General features: G+C 72.9%; 15 protein-coding genes. 10 read left to right on the top strand and 5 right to left on the bottom strand.

From position 1 onward, the window contains the following. Positions 1-125: 125 nt before the first annotated feature. The 3 genes from ABT023_RS20405 to ABT023_RS20395 all read right to left on the bottom strand — a co-directional run bounded on the left by ABT023_RS20405 (position 126) and on the right by ABT023_RS20395 (position 1,861). A complete protein-coding gene (locus ABT023_RS20405) occupies positions 126-713 on the bottom strand; it encodes a P-loop nucleotide/nucleoside kinase family protein (protein ID WP_350887924.1) in 588 nt (195 codons plus the stop codon). Between the two features lie 159 nt (positions 714-872). Beyond that, entirely contained in the window at positions 873-1,073 is a 201-nt protein-coding gene (locus ABT023_RS20400; RefSeq protein ID WP_502890730.1) for a DUF397 domain-containing protein, read from the bottom strand. After that, on the bottom strand, positions 1,064-1,861 hold the full coding sequence (locus tag ABT023_RS20395) for a helix-turn-helix domain-containing protein (protein WP_350887922.1): 798 nt from the start codon (positions 1,859-1,861) through the stop codon (positions 1,064-1,066). The genes ABT023_RS20400 and ABT023_RS20395 overlap by 10 nt, the downstream gene beginning before the upstream one ends. A 410-nt stretch (positions 1,862-2,271) precedes the next feature. On the opposite strand from ABT023_RS20395, the gene ABT023_RS20390 reads away from it, so the two are divergent. The 3 genes from ABT023_RS20390 to ABT023_RS20380 all read left to right on the top strand — a co-directional run bounded on the left by ABT023_RS20390 (position 2,272) and on the right by ABT023_RS20380 (position 3,099). Next, positions 2,272-2,529 carry a hypothetical protein gene (locus ABT023_RS20390; RefSeq protein ID WP_350887921.1) on the top strand — a complete coding sequence of 86 codons (258 nt, stop codon included), beginning with the start codon at positions 2,272-2,274 and terminating at the stop codon, positions 2,527-2,529. Between the two features lie 77 nt (positions 2,530-2,606). Then, on the top strand, positions 2,607-2,798 hold the full coding sequence (locus ABT023_RS20385; RefSeq protein ID WP_350887920.1) for a hypothetical protein: 192 nt from the start codon (positions 2,607-2,609) through the stop codon (positions 2,796-2,798). Continuing rightward, entirely contained in the window at positions 2,791-3,099 is a 309-nt protein-coding gene (locus ABT023_RS20380; RefSeq protein ID WP_350887919.1) for a hypothetical protein, read from the top strand. The genes ABT023_RS20385 and ABT023_RS20380 overlap by 8 nt, the downstream gene beginning before the upstream one ends. 32 nt (positions 3,100-3,131) lie before the next feature. Here ABT023_RS20380 and ABT023_RS20375 read toward each other — a convergent pair whose 3' ends face one another. Then, positions 3,132-4,001, bottom strand: a complete 870-nt coding sequence (locus ABT023_RS20375; protein ID WP_350887917.1) for a haloalkane dehalogenase — start codon at positions 3,999-4,001, stop codon at positions 3,132-3,134. A 92-nt stretch (positions 4,002-4,093) separates the two neighbouring features. Here ABT023_RS20375 and ABT023_RS20370 point away from each other — a divergent pair, with 92 nt between their 5' ends. The 5 genes from ABT023_RS20370 (at position 4,094) to ABT023_RS20350 (ending at position 12,216) form a co-directional block, all read left to right on the top strand. After that, on the top strand, positions 4,094-4,576 hold the full coding sequence (locus tag ABT023_RS20370) for a MarR family winged helix-turn-helix transcriptional regulator (RefSeq protein ID WP_350887915.1): 483 nt from the start codon (positions 4,094-4,096) through the stop codon (positions 4,574-4,576). Positions 4,577-4,662: 86 nt separating this feature from the next. Next, on the top strand, positions 4,663-6,027 hold the full coding sequence (locus ABT023_RS20365; RefSeq protein WP_350887914.1) for a glutamine synthetase family protein: 1,365 nt from the start codon (positions 4,663-4,665) through the stop codon (positions 6,025-6,027). A 49-nt stretch (positions 6,028-6,076) separates the two neighbouring features. Beyond that, complete coding sequence (locus ABT023_RS20360) at positions 6,077-7,432, top strand: aldehyde dehydrogenase family protein (RefSeq protein ID WP_350887912.1); 1,356 nt, start codon at positions 6,077-6,079, stop codon at positions 7,430-7,432. Positions 7,433-7,436: 4 nt separating this feature from the next. Further along, positions 7,437-8,204, top strand: a complete 768-nt coding sequence (locus ABT023_RS20355; protein ID WP_350887911.1) for a 3-oxoacyl-ACP reductase — start codon at positions 7,437-7,439, stop codon at positions 8,202-8,204. A gap of 328 nt (positions 8,205-8,532) precedes the next feature. Beyond that, positions 8,533-12,216, top strand: a complete 3,684-nt coding sequence (locus ABT023_RS20350) for a SpoIIE family protein phosphatase (RefSeq protein WP_350887909.1) — start codon at positions 8,533-8,535, stop codon at positions 12,214-12,216. Positions 12,217-12,236: 20 nt separating this feature from the next. Here ABT023_RS20350 and ABT023_RS20345 read toward each other — a convergent pair whose 3' ends face one another. Further along, positions 12,237-12,551, bottom strand: coding sequence for an STAS domain-containing protein (locus ABT023_RS20345; protein WP_350887907.1), 315 nt, complete (start codon positions 12,549-12,551; stop codon positions 12,237-12,239). A gap of 129 nt (positions 12,552-12,680) precedes the next feature. Here ABT023_RS20345 and map point away from each other — a divergent pair, with 129 nt between their 5' ends. Both map and ABT023_RS20335 read left to right on the top strand, forming a co-directional pair. Then, positions 12,681-13,538 (top strand): type I methionyl aminopeptidase, encoded by an 858-nt coding sequence (gene map, locus ABT023_RS20340; protein WP_350887905.1) that lies wholly within the window; start codon positions 12,681-12,683, stop codon positions 13,536-13,538. Continuing rightward, complete coding sequence (locus tag ABT023_RS20335; RefSeq protein WP_350887903.1) at positions 13,535-14,248, top strand: VIT1/CCC1 transporter family protein; 714 nt, start codon at positions 13,535-13,537, stop codon at positions 14,246-14,248. The genes map and ABT023_RS20335 overlap by 4 nt, the downstream gene beginning before the upstream one ends. Positions 14,249-14,280: the final 32 nt, after the last annotated feature.

Here is a 14,280-nt window from a genome sequence, read left to right as displayed (position 1 = left end):
CCCGGCCCGGTGGCCCGGTCCCGGCCCACGTCGGCGACTGCCTCTACGACGTCGCACTGACCGAGGGCGGGTGGGCGGGCCACCGGGCGGGTCCCCGGACGGAGTACGACGGAGCCGTCACACGATCACGGAAGCGCGACGGTGGGGGCCCTGCCCGGCTGCACGAAGTCGACGATCTCGTCGAGGCCGGGTCGGTAGCCGTCGCTGGTGTCCACCTCAAGCTCGGGTACGTCGAGTCGGACGCGGTCGAAGCTGCCGTGGCCGACCGCGTGCACCTGCTGCTCGCCGAGGGACGCGTCGGCGTGTGCGCGCCGCGTGGGATTCTCGTTCTGCCGCTGCCGGATGCGGTCCCAGGCGATCTCGGCCGCGATCTGGCAATGCACGACCCGGATGTCGGCAAGGCCGGCCAGGGGCCGCAGGTGGGGATGCCAGAGCCGGTCCTGGAAGGCCGCCTCGGCCACCGTCGTGACACCTGACGTCAGGAGCAGTTCCAGCACCTGGAAGAACGTCGGCAGCGTGCGCAGGGTCAGCGCGTCGCTCGGCGCGGCGACGAAGTCACCAGCCGCGTGGACCATGCCCTCCTTGATCTCGTCCCGGCAGATCGCCGGACAGCCGATCCGCCGGGCGAGCCGATGCGCGAGCGTGGTCTTGCCCGCGCCGGGCGGGCCGCTGACCACGACAAGAGTCGGTCTACTCCGCGCCAGGTCGCTCATGGTCGCGCTCGCGGCGGGACGGGACGTCGTACGCCGGTCATGCTCGACGCTCGGTAGCCGTGCACGGCCAGATCGCTCCCCGTTGAGTGGCGCGTGGGGTGGACGGGCAGGAAGAAAGGCCCTCGGCGTCGCGCCGGGGGCCTTTTCGACGCTTCCGGGTCAGGCGACGGGGCCGATCTGCTTGGCCAGGTCGACGAACGACTGCCAGGTCCGGGGGGCGAGGTGGAGGGTGCCGCCGTCGCGGTCCTTGGTGTCGCGCACCAGCACCACGCCCGGCATGTTGTCCGCGACCTCGACGCAGGCCCCGCCGTTGCCGCCGGACCTCGTCGACTTACGCCACTGCGGGGTCGTCAGTTCCATGACTTCGCCACATCCTTGATGAGCTCGGTTGACTGCCGGCGGGGAAGGGCTTCGCCCCTTACTATCTCCCACGTCTTCGCCAGCCTAGCAACATCGGCGGGCGCATCGACGATCTGCGCGCTGAGCTGGTTGTCCGCATAGGCCACCCGCGAGCCGTCGGGCAGCTCGCCGATGATGAACTGACCCATCAGCCCGAGGTACATCCCGGCGTCCACGGGCACGATGTGCACCTGGACGTGTTCCTCGGCCGTGAGGTTGGCCAGGTGGTCGAGTTGCTCCGCCATCAGTCCCGGCTGGTCGAGCACCGGCCGACGGAGCACGGCTTCGTCCAGCACGGCGATGAGCTGCGGCGGCTTGCCCCTGCCCAGGACCGACTGGCGCTCCAGCCTGGAGGCCACGATCTGGTCGACCTCGTCAGTCGTGAACCGTCCGCCCGCCAGGGTGGCGCGGGCGTACCGCTCGGTCTGGAGCAGGCCCGGGAGGTAGGACAGCTCGAACCATCGCAGGGTCGTCGACTCGCGTTCGATCTCGATCCACTCGCGCAGCCACTCGGGCGTCGCGTCGAGGTGTGCCAGTTCGCGGAGCATCCGCAGGTAGCGACCGCCGGTCTGGTAGTGGTTGTCGATCGCCGTCATGTATCCCTCGGTGGGGGCACGCCCGCCAGTCTCGACAGAGCTGACGTGGGAGCCCGAGTAGCCGATAGCTCGGCCGAACTCGTCCTGGCTCACGTCCTGTGATGCCCGGAACAACCGCAGCTCCCCCAGCACGTAGTTCGTAGCGGTCCCCATCTGTCCCCAATCTCTGCTCAGTTCTGGCCGGCGCGTCTCTCATCCCAGCTCGATCAGCCCTCTGACCTGCGCGGACCGGGCGAGCGCGTATCGACGGTAACGGTGTCCTCACCAGACTGTCACTACGCGGACCCGTTTCTGGCCCTACGGCGGGGGCGGGTTCTGCGCCGGGGGGTCGCCCGGTCCTGCCACGAGCTGGCGACCCCCCACCTGTGCCGTGAGGAGGGGGAGAGAATGAGCGGACACCATGGAGGCTGGCGGCAGGCCCGCCGACCGGAACCGAAGCCGAAGCCGAAGCCGGACACGAAGCCGAAGCCGGATCGGCCGGCCGAGCCCGCGCCGTACATTCCCGGCCCCATCGGGCCGTTGGTGCCGCCCCCGATCTTTCCGAGGATCGGCGGGGGTCGGCAGTGAACCCGCTCGTCGCCACGGGGGACGTGCTGACCCTTCAGCCGTGCGACTACTGCATCGGGCAGACCGTCCTGTGGTTGCAGGTCACGTACGTCCCCCGGTACGCGAACTTCCTGGCGTCGCGGTGGGTGCGGCTGGAGGGGTTGGAACTGCGTCCCGACGGCACGCCGTGGCGGGAGCGCGTCGTCATGGTCCGGGTGCAGGCGATCATCGACGATCCGCCGGCCCGGCTGGAGCCGGGGGCGCGGGAGCGGTGACGGGCCGCCACCCGCCGAGGCACGCCGGCGGCCCGTGTCTCACCTGCGGCAGGCCGTGGCCGTGCTTCGAGCGTCAGTTGGCGAGTCTCGTCGAGTTCGCCGGCCGGGGGGAACTGCTCGTGGCGTACCTGGGTGACTGGTACCGCCTGGGGGTTGACGAGCGGAAGCGGCGCGGCCTGCCGCCCGACCCGGACCTGGAGCTGCGGCACCTGGGGTGGCTCGACATGGTCCTGCCGGCGCAGGGCGAGCAGCGCAGCGGCGATGCCTGAGGCCGGGCCCAGGAAGCCGCAGGGCGGTGACCTCCTGCACGTCACCCGGGCCGCCAGCGTCCAGTTCGTCCGGCCCATCGTCTTCCGCGTCATCCGCGTCCACGACGACTGGCACACCTACCACGGGTGGCTGTGGCTGGACGGATACGAGATCGACGCCAAGGGCGACGCCGTGGCCCGCCGTTCGATCTACGTCCAGCCGGCGGGGCTGCGGTGGCTGGCCGCCGCACCGAGCCGACCGGCAGCGCCTCGGGGCGCTCCCGGCGTCGCCCGTCGGCCCGGCGTGGCCGGCAGGCGTTGAGGGGGCCGGCCCCGCCGGCCGCCGGGGCGCGTTCAGCGCGCCGGGCCGCCCCCCAGGGCGTGCCGTCGTGCCCATCGGGCGATCGCCGAGGCGATGGCGTCGGGCTGGTCCTCGGGCGCGTGGTGGCCGGCCGGGCCGCAGTGCTCCGTCTCCAGGGCCGCCAGGTGCGCCGCGCACCAGTCAGCCTGCTCGGGGCCGATGAGCAGGGTGGGCGAGGAGTCGAAGGTGAGCAGCAGCTTCGGCGCGTCGCTCGTGGCCAGCCAGTTCCCGTACCCGGCCACCCGCTCGGCGACGTCGGCCGGCGCGCCGTCGAGCGGCAGCGAGCGGGCCCACTCCAGCAGCGGGCGGCGGCTCTCCCGGGTCGGGTACGGCGCACGGTAGGCGTCCCTGTCCGCCTCGGCCAGCGGGTGCAGCACGCCGCCGGTGTAGGCCGAGTCCAGGAAGAAGTCGCTGTCGAGCACCAGGGCCTCGCCCTGCGGCCCCCGCATGGCCTCGGCGCGCGCCCGGGGCCCCTCGCCCAGCTCGGCCCAGGACATCGGCCGCACGATCGTCTCCAGGAAGGCCACACCGCGCACCCGGTCGGGGTGTCGGGCCGCCCGGTCGAAGGCGAGCGCGCCGCCCCAGTCGTGGCCGACGAGCACCACCTCGTTCAGGCCCAGCCGGTCGAACCAGGCGTCGAGGTAGCGGGCGTGGTCGGCGAAGCGGTACGGCAGGTCGGGCTTGCCGGAGCGGCCCATCCCGATCAGGTCGGGGGCGAGGAGCCGGGCGGGCAGGTCGAGTGCGGGCAGCACCTTGCGCCACAGCCGGGACGAGCCGGGGTTGCCGTGCAGGAACACGAAGGCCGGGCCGCTGCCGGCCTCCTCGTGGTACATCGTCGAGTCCAGGACGGTCGTCACCGGCACGGCGGGGCCCTCTCAATCGTTTGTCTCACTAACGGTTCTGCCCGCCGAAGCTAATTCGTTAGTCCGACTAACGCAATGGGTATGCTCGTGGCGTGAGCGACAGTGGGTCCGAGCCGACGCGCGCCGCCGACCGGTCGGCTGCCCCCGCGCGGCTGCGCAACCTGCCGACACGGCTGCTGTCCCTGGCGGCGATCCACTCGGACCGTCGGGTGAACGAGGAACTGGCCCGCGCCGACGCCCGCAAGTGGCACTACGCGGTGCTCGCGGCCCTGGACGGGGCCGGCCCCGCGAGCCAGGCGGAGCTGAGCAGCCGCACCGGCATCTACCGCAGCGACCTGGTCGCGGTGCTCAACGAGTTGGCCGACCGGGGACTGGTGGACCGCGCGCCCGATCCCGCAGACCGCCGCCGCAACGTCGTCACCCTCACCGGGCCGGGCCGTCGTCAGCTCCGCCGGCTGGACGGGGTGCTCGCCGGGGTGGAGGACGAGGTGCTCGCACCCCTGACCCCACCGGAACGCGAGCAACTCACCCGGTTGCTCGACGCCCTGGTGTACGGCCGGGGCCGCGACGGGTGAACGGGCGCGGGGTTTGCCGGCGCGTCGCGGCGGGGCATTGACGGTGATCCGGTCAGGCAGTAGACCTTGGTGATGGAGGCCCGCGCATGAGCAGAGCACCCCTGTCCCTCGAAGAGTTACGGGCCGCCGTCGCCGCCGGCAAGCTCGACACGGTGGTGCTGGCGCTGGTCGACATGCAGGGCCGGTTGCAGGGCAAGCGGTTCCACGCGCCGTTCTTCCTCGACCAGGTGGTCGAGAACGGCAGCGAGGGCTGCGACTACCTGCTCGCCGTGGACGTCGACATGAACACCGTCGACGGGTACGCGATGTCGAGCTGGGAGCGCGGCTACGGCGACCTCGCCATGGTGCCCGACATGGACACGCTGCGCCGGGTGCCGTGGCAACCGGGCACGGCGATGCTGCTGGCCGACCTGGCGTGGCCGGACGGGTCCGGGCCGGTGGTCGCCTCGCCCCGGCAGATCCTGCGCCGCCAGCTCGACCGGCTCGCCGCGCACGGGCTGACCGCGTACGCCGGCACCGAGCTGGAGTTCGTCCTCTACCGCGACTCGTACGAGGACGCCTGGCGGCGCGGCTACCGCGAGCTGACCCCGGCGAACCAGTACAACGTGGACTACTCGCTGCTCGGCACCGCCCGGGTCGAGCCGCTGCTGCGCCGCATCCGCACCGAGATGGCCGGCGCGGGCCTGACCCCGGAGAGCGCCAAGGGCGAGTGCAACCTCGGCCAGCACGAGATCGCCTTCCGCTACGACGAGGCGGTGGCCTGCGCCGACCATCACGTGATCTACAAGAACGGGGCGAAGGAGATCGCCGCCCAGGAGGGCATGTCGATCACCTTCATGGCGAAGCCGAACGAGCGGGAGGGCAACTCCTGCCACATCCACTTCTCGCTGCGCGACGCCGACGGCCGCTCCGCCATGCTCGGCGAGGGCCCGGCGCACCTCAGCGTCACCGGGCAGCGGGTGCTGGCCGGGCTGCTGGACACCATGCGCGAGTTCAGCCTGCTGTTCGCCCCGAACATCAACTCGTACAAGCGGTACCAGCCCGGCTCGTTCGCCCCGACCGCGCTGCGCTGGGGCACCGACAACCGCACCTGCGCGCTGCGGCTGGTCGGCCACGGCGAGGGGATGCGGGTGGAGAACCGGGTGCCCGGCGCGGACGTCAACCCGTACCTGGCGATCGCCGCGCTGGTGGCCGGCGCGGTGCACGGCATCGAACGCGAGCTGGAGTTGGGCGCGGAGTGCACCGGCAACGCGTACGACGATCCGGCCGCCGAGCGGGTGCCGGCTACCCTGCGCGACGCCCTGTCCCTCTGGGAGTCCTCGACGATCGCGAGAGCCGTCTTCGGCGACGAGGTCCACGCCCACTACGCCAACCAGGCGCGCGTGGAGCTGACCGCCTTCGACGCCGCAGTCACGGACTGGGAACTGACCCGTGGCTTCGAACGCCTCTGACCCCCGCGACCTTGCACTTCGGACCCCCGACCGAGAGAGAGGGTGGGGCATGACGCAGGTGGTCAATCCCGCTAGTGGGGTTGTGGTGGGGGAGGTGGCGGCGACCTCCCTCGCGGAGGTCGACGCGGCCGTGGGGCGGGCGCAGCGGGCGTTCGAGTCGTGGCGGAAGGTGGGGCCGGGGGAGCGGGCGCGGGTGTTGCGTCGGTTCGCCGGGCTGGTGGACGCGCACCTGGAGGAGTTGGCCTCGCTGGAGGTACGCAACTCAGGGCACACCATCGGCAACGCGCGGTGGGAGGCGGGCAACGTCCGGGACGTGCTCGACTACTACGCGGGTGCGCCCGAGCGGCTGACCGGCCGGCAGATTCCCGTGCCGGGCGGGTTGGACGTCACCTTCCACGAGCCGCTGGGCGTGGTCGGGGTGATCGTGCCGTGGAACTTCCCGATGCCGATCGCCGCGTGGGGCTTCGCCCCGGCGCTCGCCGCCGGCAACACGGTGCTGCTCAAGCCGGCCGAGCTGACCCCGCTGACCGCGCTGCGCCTGGCCGAGCTGGGCCGCGAGGCCGGGCTGCCCGACGACGTGTTCACCGTGCTGCCCGGCGAAGGGCCGGTGGTGGGGGAGCGGTTCGTCACCCACCCGGCCGTACGCAAGGTGTGCTTCACCGGCTCCACCGAGGTCGGCACCCGGATCATGGCCGGCTGCGCCGCCCAGGTGAAACGGGTGACCCTGGAGCTGGGCGGCAAGAGCGCGAACGTGGTCTTCGCCGACGCCGACCTGGAAAAGGCTGCGGCCACCGCGCCGTACGCGGTCTTCGACAACGCCGGCCAGGACTGCTGCGCCCGGTCCCGGATCCTGGTCGAGCGCCCGGTGTACGACCGGTTCCTGGAGCTGCTGGAGCCGGCCGTGCGGAGCTTCCGGGTGGAGGATCCGGCGCTGGACACCGCCGAGATGGGCCCGCTGATCTCCGCCGGCCAGCGCGACCGGGTCGCCGGGTACGTCGACGGGGCGAAGGTCGCGTTCACCGGCTCCTGCCCGGAGGGCCCCGGCTTCTGGTACACCCCGACGGTGCTGCTCGCCGACTCGCCGGCCGACCGGCACTGGCGGGAGGAGGTCTTCGGCCCGGTGGTCTCGGTGCTCCCGTTCGACGACGAGGCGGACGCGGTCCGGCTGGCCAACGACACCGAGTACGGCCTGTCCGGCTCGGTCTGGACCCGGGACGTGGGCCGGGCGATCCGGGTGGCCCGGGCGGTGGAGGCGGGCAACCTGAGCGTCAACTCGCACTCCTCGGTGCGGTACTGGACCCCGTTCGGTGGGATGAAGCGTTCCGGGCTCGGCCGCGAGCTGGGCCCGGACGCGCTGCACGCCTTCACCGACGTCAAGAACGTCTTCATCGCCACGGAGGAGTGACAAGGTGCAGGGTCGGTTGGGGGGTCGCGTCGCGGTGGTCACCGGGGCGGGCAGCGGGATCGGGTTGGCCACCGTGCGGCGGTTCGCCGCCGAGGGGGCGCGGGTGGTCTGCGTCGACATCGACGCGGCGGCGGGCGGGAAGGCCGCCGAGGAGGTCGGCGGGGAGTTCGTCGCCTGCGACGTGGCCGACGAGGCGGCGGTGCGGGACCTGTTCGACGGGGTGGTCGACCGGCACGGCCGGGTGGACGTGGCGTTCAACAACGCCGGCATCTCCCCGCCGGAGGACGACTCGATCCTGGAGACCGGCCTGGACGCCTGGGAGCGGGTGCTGCGGGTCAACACCACCAGCGTTTACCTGTGCTGCAAGCACGTCATCCCGCACATGCGCCGGCAGGGCAAGGGGTCGATCATCAACACCGCGTCGTTCGTGGCGCTGATGGGGGCGGCCACCTCGCAGATCGCGTACACGGCGAGCAAGGGCGGGGTGCTGGCGATGACCCGGGAGCTGGGCGTGCAGTTCGCCCGGGAGGGCATCCGGGTCAACGCGCTGTGCCCGGGCCCGGTGGCCACCCCGTTGCTGCTGGAGCTGTTCGCCGCCGACCCGGAGCGGGCCGCCCGCCGGCTGGTGCACGTGCCGATGGGGCGGTTCGGCCAGCCGGAGGAGATCGCCGCGGCGGTAGCCTTCCTGGCCAGCGACGACTCGTCGTTCATGACCGCCGCGCAGTTCGTCGTCGACGGCGGGATCACCGGCGCGTACGTCACCCCGCTGTGACCCCGGCCGCTGATCGGGGTCGGGTGACCGCCCCGGTCCGGGCCGCCGCCGCCGCGAGCATCGACGGCCTCCCGGTCTTCTGACACCGGCAGCCTGACGCCGGCCGTCCCCTTGTTCCGCCGGCCGGCGGTGGCTGCCCTCCGTACCGACCTCCGCCGGCGGCCGGCGGTGATGTCCGGTGAGACCCGGGTTACCAGCGTCGCGCCGGGCGGATGCGTTACGTTGCTGGTCCGTCTGGGTAGAAGGCGGGGCACGGCGGCGATCATGTGGTCGGCAGGGGACGACGATCGAGCGGTCGTCGGGGGGATCAGCCGGTGCGGGAGGGTGTATGAGCTCGGCCCAGGGGGGCGAGGACGGGCTGCGCCCGTCCGTCGGGAACGTCGATGAGGCGATCCCGCCGCTGCTCACGGCCGCGTTCGCCGCCGGCGGCGAGATGGGGGAGCGGCTGGGCGGGTTCGACTGGGCGACCAGTCCGCTCGGCTTCCCGGCCGGCTGGCCGGCGGCGCTGTGCCACGCGGTCGCCACGATGCTCTCCTCCCGGGCGCAGATCGTGGTGTTCTGGGGACCGGAGCACCGCGCCTTCTACAACGACGCCTACCTGCCGACCATCGGCGCCAAGCACCCGCACGCGATCGGTCAGCCCGCCCGGGAGCACTGGGTGGAGACCTGGGACGTGCTCGGTCCGCTGCTCGCCTCGGTCCGGGAGACCGGCGAGTCCTACCGGGGTGAGGACCATCCCTTCGCGCTCGACCGGCACGGCTTCCTGGAGGACGTCTACTTCGACATCTCCTACGACCCGATCCGGGACGCGGACGGCGGCATCAGCGGGATCTTCTGCATCGTGAGCGAGACCACCGGGCGGGTGCTCGGCGAGCGCCGGCTGCGGGCCCTGGCCGAGCTGGGGGCCGGCCTGGCCGAGGCGGAGCAGTACGGGGAGCTGGCGACGACCGCCGCCCGAGTGCTGGACCGGTACCGGGCCGACGTCCCGTTCGGCCTGGTCTACCTGCGCGACGATGCCGGCCGGCTCACCCTCGCCGGGCGCAGCGGCACCGCGGCGGTCGCCGCGCCGCCGCTCGGCGGGACCGCCACGGCCGTGCTGGACCGGGTCGCCGACGGCGGGGTCGCCGCCGCGGTCGACGTCGCCGACCTGCTCGCGGAGGTGCCCGACGGGGTCGCCGGGCAGGCGCTGGTGCTGCCGCTCACCGCCACCAACGAGCCCGCGGGGGCTCTCGTGGTGGGGGTGTCCGCCCGGCTGCCGCTCACCGCCGAGTACCGCACGTTCTTCGATCTGATCGCCGCCCAGCTCTCCCGCACGGTGGGTCGGCAGCGGGCGTACGAGCAGGAGCAGGCCCGGGCCGCCGAGTTGGCCGCGCTGGACCGTGCCAAGACCAACTTCTTCGCCAACATCAGCCACGAGTTCCGCACCCCGCTGACCCTGGTGCTGGGGCCCCTGGAGGATCTGCTCGCCGACCCGGCGCTGCCGGCGCCCTACACCGACCAGCTCACCATGATGCACCGCAACGCGCTGCGCCTGCTCAAGCTGGTCAACACGGTGCTGGACTTCTCCCGGCTGGAGTCCGGCCGGCTGGCCGCCCACTACGAGCCCACCGATCTGGCCGACTACACCTCCCGGCTGGCCAGCACCTTCCGCTCGGCCACCGAACGCGTCGGTCTGCGCCTGGCGGTCGACTGCCCGCCGCTGCCCGGTCCGGTCTTCGTCGACCGGGACATGTGGGAGAAGATCGTCCTCAACCTGATCGCCAACGCGGTGAAGTTCACCTTCTACGGCGAGATCCGGGTCCGGGTCCGGGCGGTCGACGGCGTGGCCCGGCTGGAGGTCACCGACACCGGCGTCGGGATTCCCCCCGAGGAGCTGTCGCGTGTCTTCGAGCGGTTCCACCGGGTTCCCAACGCCCGTTCCCGCACCCACGAGGGCACCGGGATCGGGCTCGCGCTGGTCCGCGAGCTGGTGGAGATGCACGGCGGGCGGGTCGAGGCATCCAGCCGGGTCGGTGCGGGCAGCACCTTCACCGTGACCCTCCCGTTCGGCTCCGCCCACCTGCCCGCCGACCGGGTCCCGACCGACGCCCCGACGGCCTCTTCCGCCCCCGAGGAGCCGGCGCAGGCCCGGCTCTTCGCCGCCGAGAACGCGCTGTGGGCCGATGCGGCCCCGGGAGCCTCGTCGGCCGTGCCCGCCGGCCGGGTTCCGGCCGGCCGCATCCTGTTCGCCGACGACAACGCCGACCTGCGTGAGCACGTCGCCCGGCTGCTCTCCCCGACCTGGGAGGTGGTGGCCGTGCCGGACGGCGTCGAGGCTCTGCGCCAGGCCGTGCAGGCCCCGTTCGACCTGGTGCTGACCGACGTGATGATGCCCCGGCTGGACGGGTTCGGCCTGGTCACCGCGCTGCGCGCGGAACCGCGTACCCGGCATGTGCCGATCGTGTTGCTCTCCGCCCGGGCCGGCTCGGCCGAGGCGGTCGCCGGCCTGTCGGTCGGCGCGGACGACTACCTGACCAAGCCGTTCTCCAGCGAGGAGCTGATCGCCCGGGTCCGGGCGAACGTCGAGCTGGGCCAGCTTCGCGGGCAGATCATCCGGCGACTGCGCGCGCTGGCCGACGCCGCCGTCGCGGTGAACACCGCCCGCACCACCGCCGAGGTGCTCCAGGTAGCCGCCCGGCACGCGCTCGGTCTCGCCGAGGCCGCCCGGGTGGTGGTCACCGCGACCGGGGCCCGCTCCGAGGCCGACGGCGGCGGCACGGCCGCCGCCGAACCGTCCATCGTGCTGCCGCTGACCGGCACCGCCGGGGAACAGCTCGGCGAGCTGCGGGTCTGGGGGCGCGGGAAGAACGCCACCGACACCGCCCAGGCTGCGTTGACCCAGCTCGCCCGGCTGATCGGCGTCCGGCTGGAGAACGCCCAGCTCTACGAGGCCGAGCACCGCATCGCCACCACCCTCCAGCACAGCCTGCTGCCCCGCACGCTGCCCCGGCTGCCCGGCGCGGTGATGGCCAGCTGCTACCTGCCCGGCACCGCCGACGTGGAGGTCGGCGGCGACTGGTACGACGTCGTCGAGCTCGACGACGACGAACTCGTCCTGGTCATCGGCGACGTGGTCGGCAAGGGCGTCCGGGCCGCCGCCGCGATGGGCCAGCTCCGCAACGCGCTGCGGGCGTACGTCCTGGAGGGCTACGACCCGGGCAAGTCGCTGACCCGGCTCAACCGGCTGGTCGGCTCGACCGAGCAGTCCTCCTTCGCGACGGTGGTCTGCCTCCAGTTCTCCCCCCGCACGGGGCGGCTGCGCTACGCCAGCGCCGGACACCCGTCCCCCCTGCTGATCCGAGGCGACGACGTGGGATTCCTGCACGACCGCGCGCTCGGGCCACCGGTCGGCGCCATTCCCGCCGCGTCGTACCGGACGGTCGAGGACGAGTTGGTCCCCGGGGCCCGGCTGCTGCTCTACACCGACGGCCTGATCGAGGACCGCCAGCTCGGCATCGACGCCGCCCTCGGGCAGTTGCGCGACGACGCCGCCCGGCACGTCGGGCACGTCGCCGACCTGGTCGACGCGGTCGTCGAGCGCGTGGCCTCCCGGCCGCGCCGCGACGACGTCGCGGTCCTCGCGCTGGAGGTGACCGAGGCGAACCGGTTCGCGGTGCGGCTGCCGGCCGACCCGACCCGGCTCAGCGGGCTGCGTCGTCGGCTGGAGGACTTCCTCGTCGCCCACCGGGTCGATGAGACCGATCTGTTCGACCTGACCGTGGCGGTCTCGGAGGCCGCCGCCAACGCCATCGAGCACCCGGTCGAACCGGCCGAGCCGACCATCGGCGTGGAGGTGACGATCGCCGACCGCACCGTGGTGGCCACCATCCTGGACAGCGGGCAGTGGCGGGAGTCGGCCGGCGCGGGATTCCGTGGCCGAGGGCTGGAGCTGATCAAGGCGCTGGGTGACCTGACGGTGAGCCGGACACCCGAGGGGACCGCGGTGACGCTGCGCCGGCGGCTCAAGGACTGACCGCCCGAGCCCGTCGGGCTTCAGGCCGGCGCGACCCAGGCCTGGTCGGCCAGGCCGGAGATCTCCAGCACCCGCCGGACCTGGCGGGACGGCAGAACCGTCAGCGCGTCCGGGTACCGCTGGGAGAGCTGGACCACGGCGTGGATCGCGGCGGAGTCGAAGAAGGTGACCGCCCTCAGGTCGAGGGTGACCCGCCCGGCCGGCTCGCGCAGGACGGTCTGGAGCATCGTGTCGGCAGTGGCCATGTCCACCTCGCCGGAGACCAACACGCGGACGTGGTCGCCGTCGGTCTCCGCCCGGGCGGTGAAGACGGGATCCACTCCCCCTTGATCCACGCAGAACACGATCGCACAGCGGAGGTTGCCCCGGCAACAACCACCCGGTCGGCGCCGTGGTGGAGGTCACCGCCGCCGCCGGGCACCGCGCCGACGTGCCGCGAGTCGGGCCGGCGATAGGCTTGCGTCATGACCGTCCGTGCGCCGCTGACCCCCGGCACGCTCTCCCCGATGCGACCGGTGCCGGGTCACATCGTCCGACCGGAGTACGTGGGCAAGAAGCGCCCCCAGGAGTGGCGCGGCTCGCACGTGCAGACCCCGGAGATCATCGAGAAAATGCGGGTCGCCGGCCGGCTCGCCGCCCAGGCCACCCAGCTCGCCGGGGAGCACTGCAAGCCCGGCGTCACCACCGACGAGATCGACCGGGTGGTGCACGAGTTCCTCTGCGACCACGGGGCCTACCCGTCGACGCTCGGCTACAAGGGCTTCCCGAAGTCCTGCTGCACCAGCCTGAACGAGGTGATCTGCCACGGCATCCCGGACTCGACGGTCCTGGCCGACGGCGACATCATCAACGTCGACGTCACCGCGTACCTCGACGGGGTGCACGGCGACACCGACGCGACGTTCTGTGTGGGGGAGGTCAGCGAGGAGGCCCGGCTGCTGGTCGAGCGGACCCACGAGGCGATGATGCGGGGGATCAAGGCGGTCGTCCCGGGCCGGCAGATCAACGTGGTCGGCCGGGTCATCGAGTCGTACGCCAAGCGGTTCGGCTACGGCGTGGTCCGCGACTTCACCGGCCACGGCATCGGCGAGTCCTTCCACAGCGGTCTCTACGTGCCGCACTACGACAGCCCCCGCCCCACGGACGTGATGGAGCCGGGGATGACCTTCACCATCGAGCCGATGATCACCCTCGGCACCTACCAGTACGACATGTGGGACGACGGCTGGACGGTGGTCACCAAGGACCGCAGGTGGACGGCCCAGTTCGAGCACACCATCCTCGTGACGGAGGACGGTCACGAAATCCTGACCCTGCCGTGACCGACACACCCGCGGCCCTGCGCGAGGCGCACCACGCGGACGTGTCCGGCGGCTGGCTGCGGCCGGCCGTCTTCGGCGCGATGGACGGCCTGGTCACCAACATCGCCCTGATCGCGGGCGTCGGCGGCGGCGGGGTGTCGCCGCGCAGCATCGTGCTCACCGGCGCGGCCGGCCTGGTCGCCGGGGCCATCTCGATGGGCCTCGGCGAGTACACCAGCGTCCGGTCGGCCAACGAGCAGGTGGCGGCCGAGGTGGCCAAGGAACGCCGGGAGCTGGAACGGCACCCGGAGGCGGAGGCCCGCGAGTTGGCCGACGCGTGGGTGGCCCGGGGCCTGTCCCGCGACCTGGCCACCCAGGTCGCCGAGGCGGTGCGGCGCAACCCGGAGGAGGCGCTGCGGGTGCACGTCCGGGAGGAGTTGGGCGTCGACCCGGACGATCAGCCGAGCCCGTGGACGGCGGCGATCTCGTCGTTCCTGTTCTTCTCGGTCGGGGCGCTGGTCCCGCTGCTGACGTACCTGTTCGGCGCGACCAGCCTGTGGTTGGCGCTGGCCGTCGGCGGGGTCGGGCTGTTCGTGGCCGGGGCGGTCGTGGCCCGGTTCACCAAGCGCCCCTGGTGGTCCAGCGGCCTGCGGCAGCTCCTGCTCGGCGCGGCGGCGGCCGGCGCGACGTACCTGATCGGCACGCTGATCGGCGTCCAGGGCGGCCTGTAGGCGGCCCGCCGGCCCCGCCCAGCCGCGTGGGC

Origin of the sequence: Micromonospora sp. NPDC002296 (genome assembly GCF_040296145.1) — a bacterium.
In the GTDB taxonomy this organism is placed as follows: domain Bacteria; phylum Actinomycetota; class Actinomycetes; order Mycobacteriales; family Micromonosporaceae; genus Micromonospora.
This window is presented reverse-complemented; position numbering and strand designations above follow the sequence as displayed.

Coding starts and splice junctions, on each gene's coding strand:
- ABT023_RS20405 (WP_350887924.1), bottom strand. CDS start 713: ATGAGCGACCTGGCGCGGAGTAGACCGACTCTTGTCGTGGTCAGCGGC.
- ABT023_RS20400 (WP_502890730.1), bottom strand. CDS start 1,073: ATGGAACTGACGACCCCGCAGTGGCGTAAGTCGACGAGGTCCGGCGGC.
- ABT023_RS20395 (WP_350887922.1), bottom strand. CDS start 1,861: ATGGGGACCGCTACGAACTACGTGCTGGGGGAGCTGCGGTTGTTCCGG.
- ABT023_RS20380 (WP_350887919.1), top strand. CDS start 2,791: ATGCCTGAGGCCGGGCCCAGGAAGCCGCAGGGCGGTGACCTCCTGCAC.
- ABT023_RS20365 (WP_350887914.1), top strand. CDS start 4,663: ATGAGCAGAGCACCCCTGTCCCTCGAAGAGTTACGGGCCGCCGTCGCC.
- ABT023_RS20360 (WP_350887912.1), top strand. CDS start 6,077: ATGACGCAGGTGGTCAATCCCGCTAGTGGGGTTGTGGTGGGGGAGGTG.
- ABT023_RS20350 (WP_350887909.1), top strand. CDS start 8,533: ATGAGCTCGGCCCAGGGGGGCGAGGACGGGCTGCGCCCGTCCGTCGGG.
- map (WP_350887905.1), top strand. CDS start 12,681: ATGACCGTCCGTGCGCCGCTGACCCCCGGCACGCTCTCCCCGATGCGA.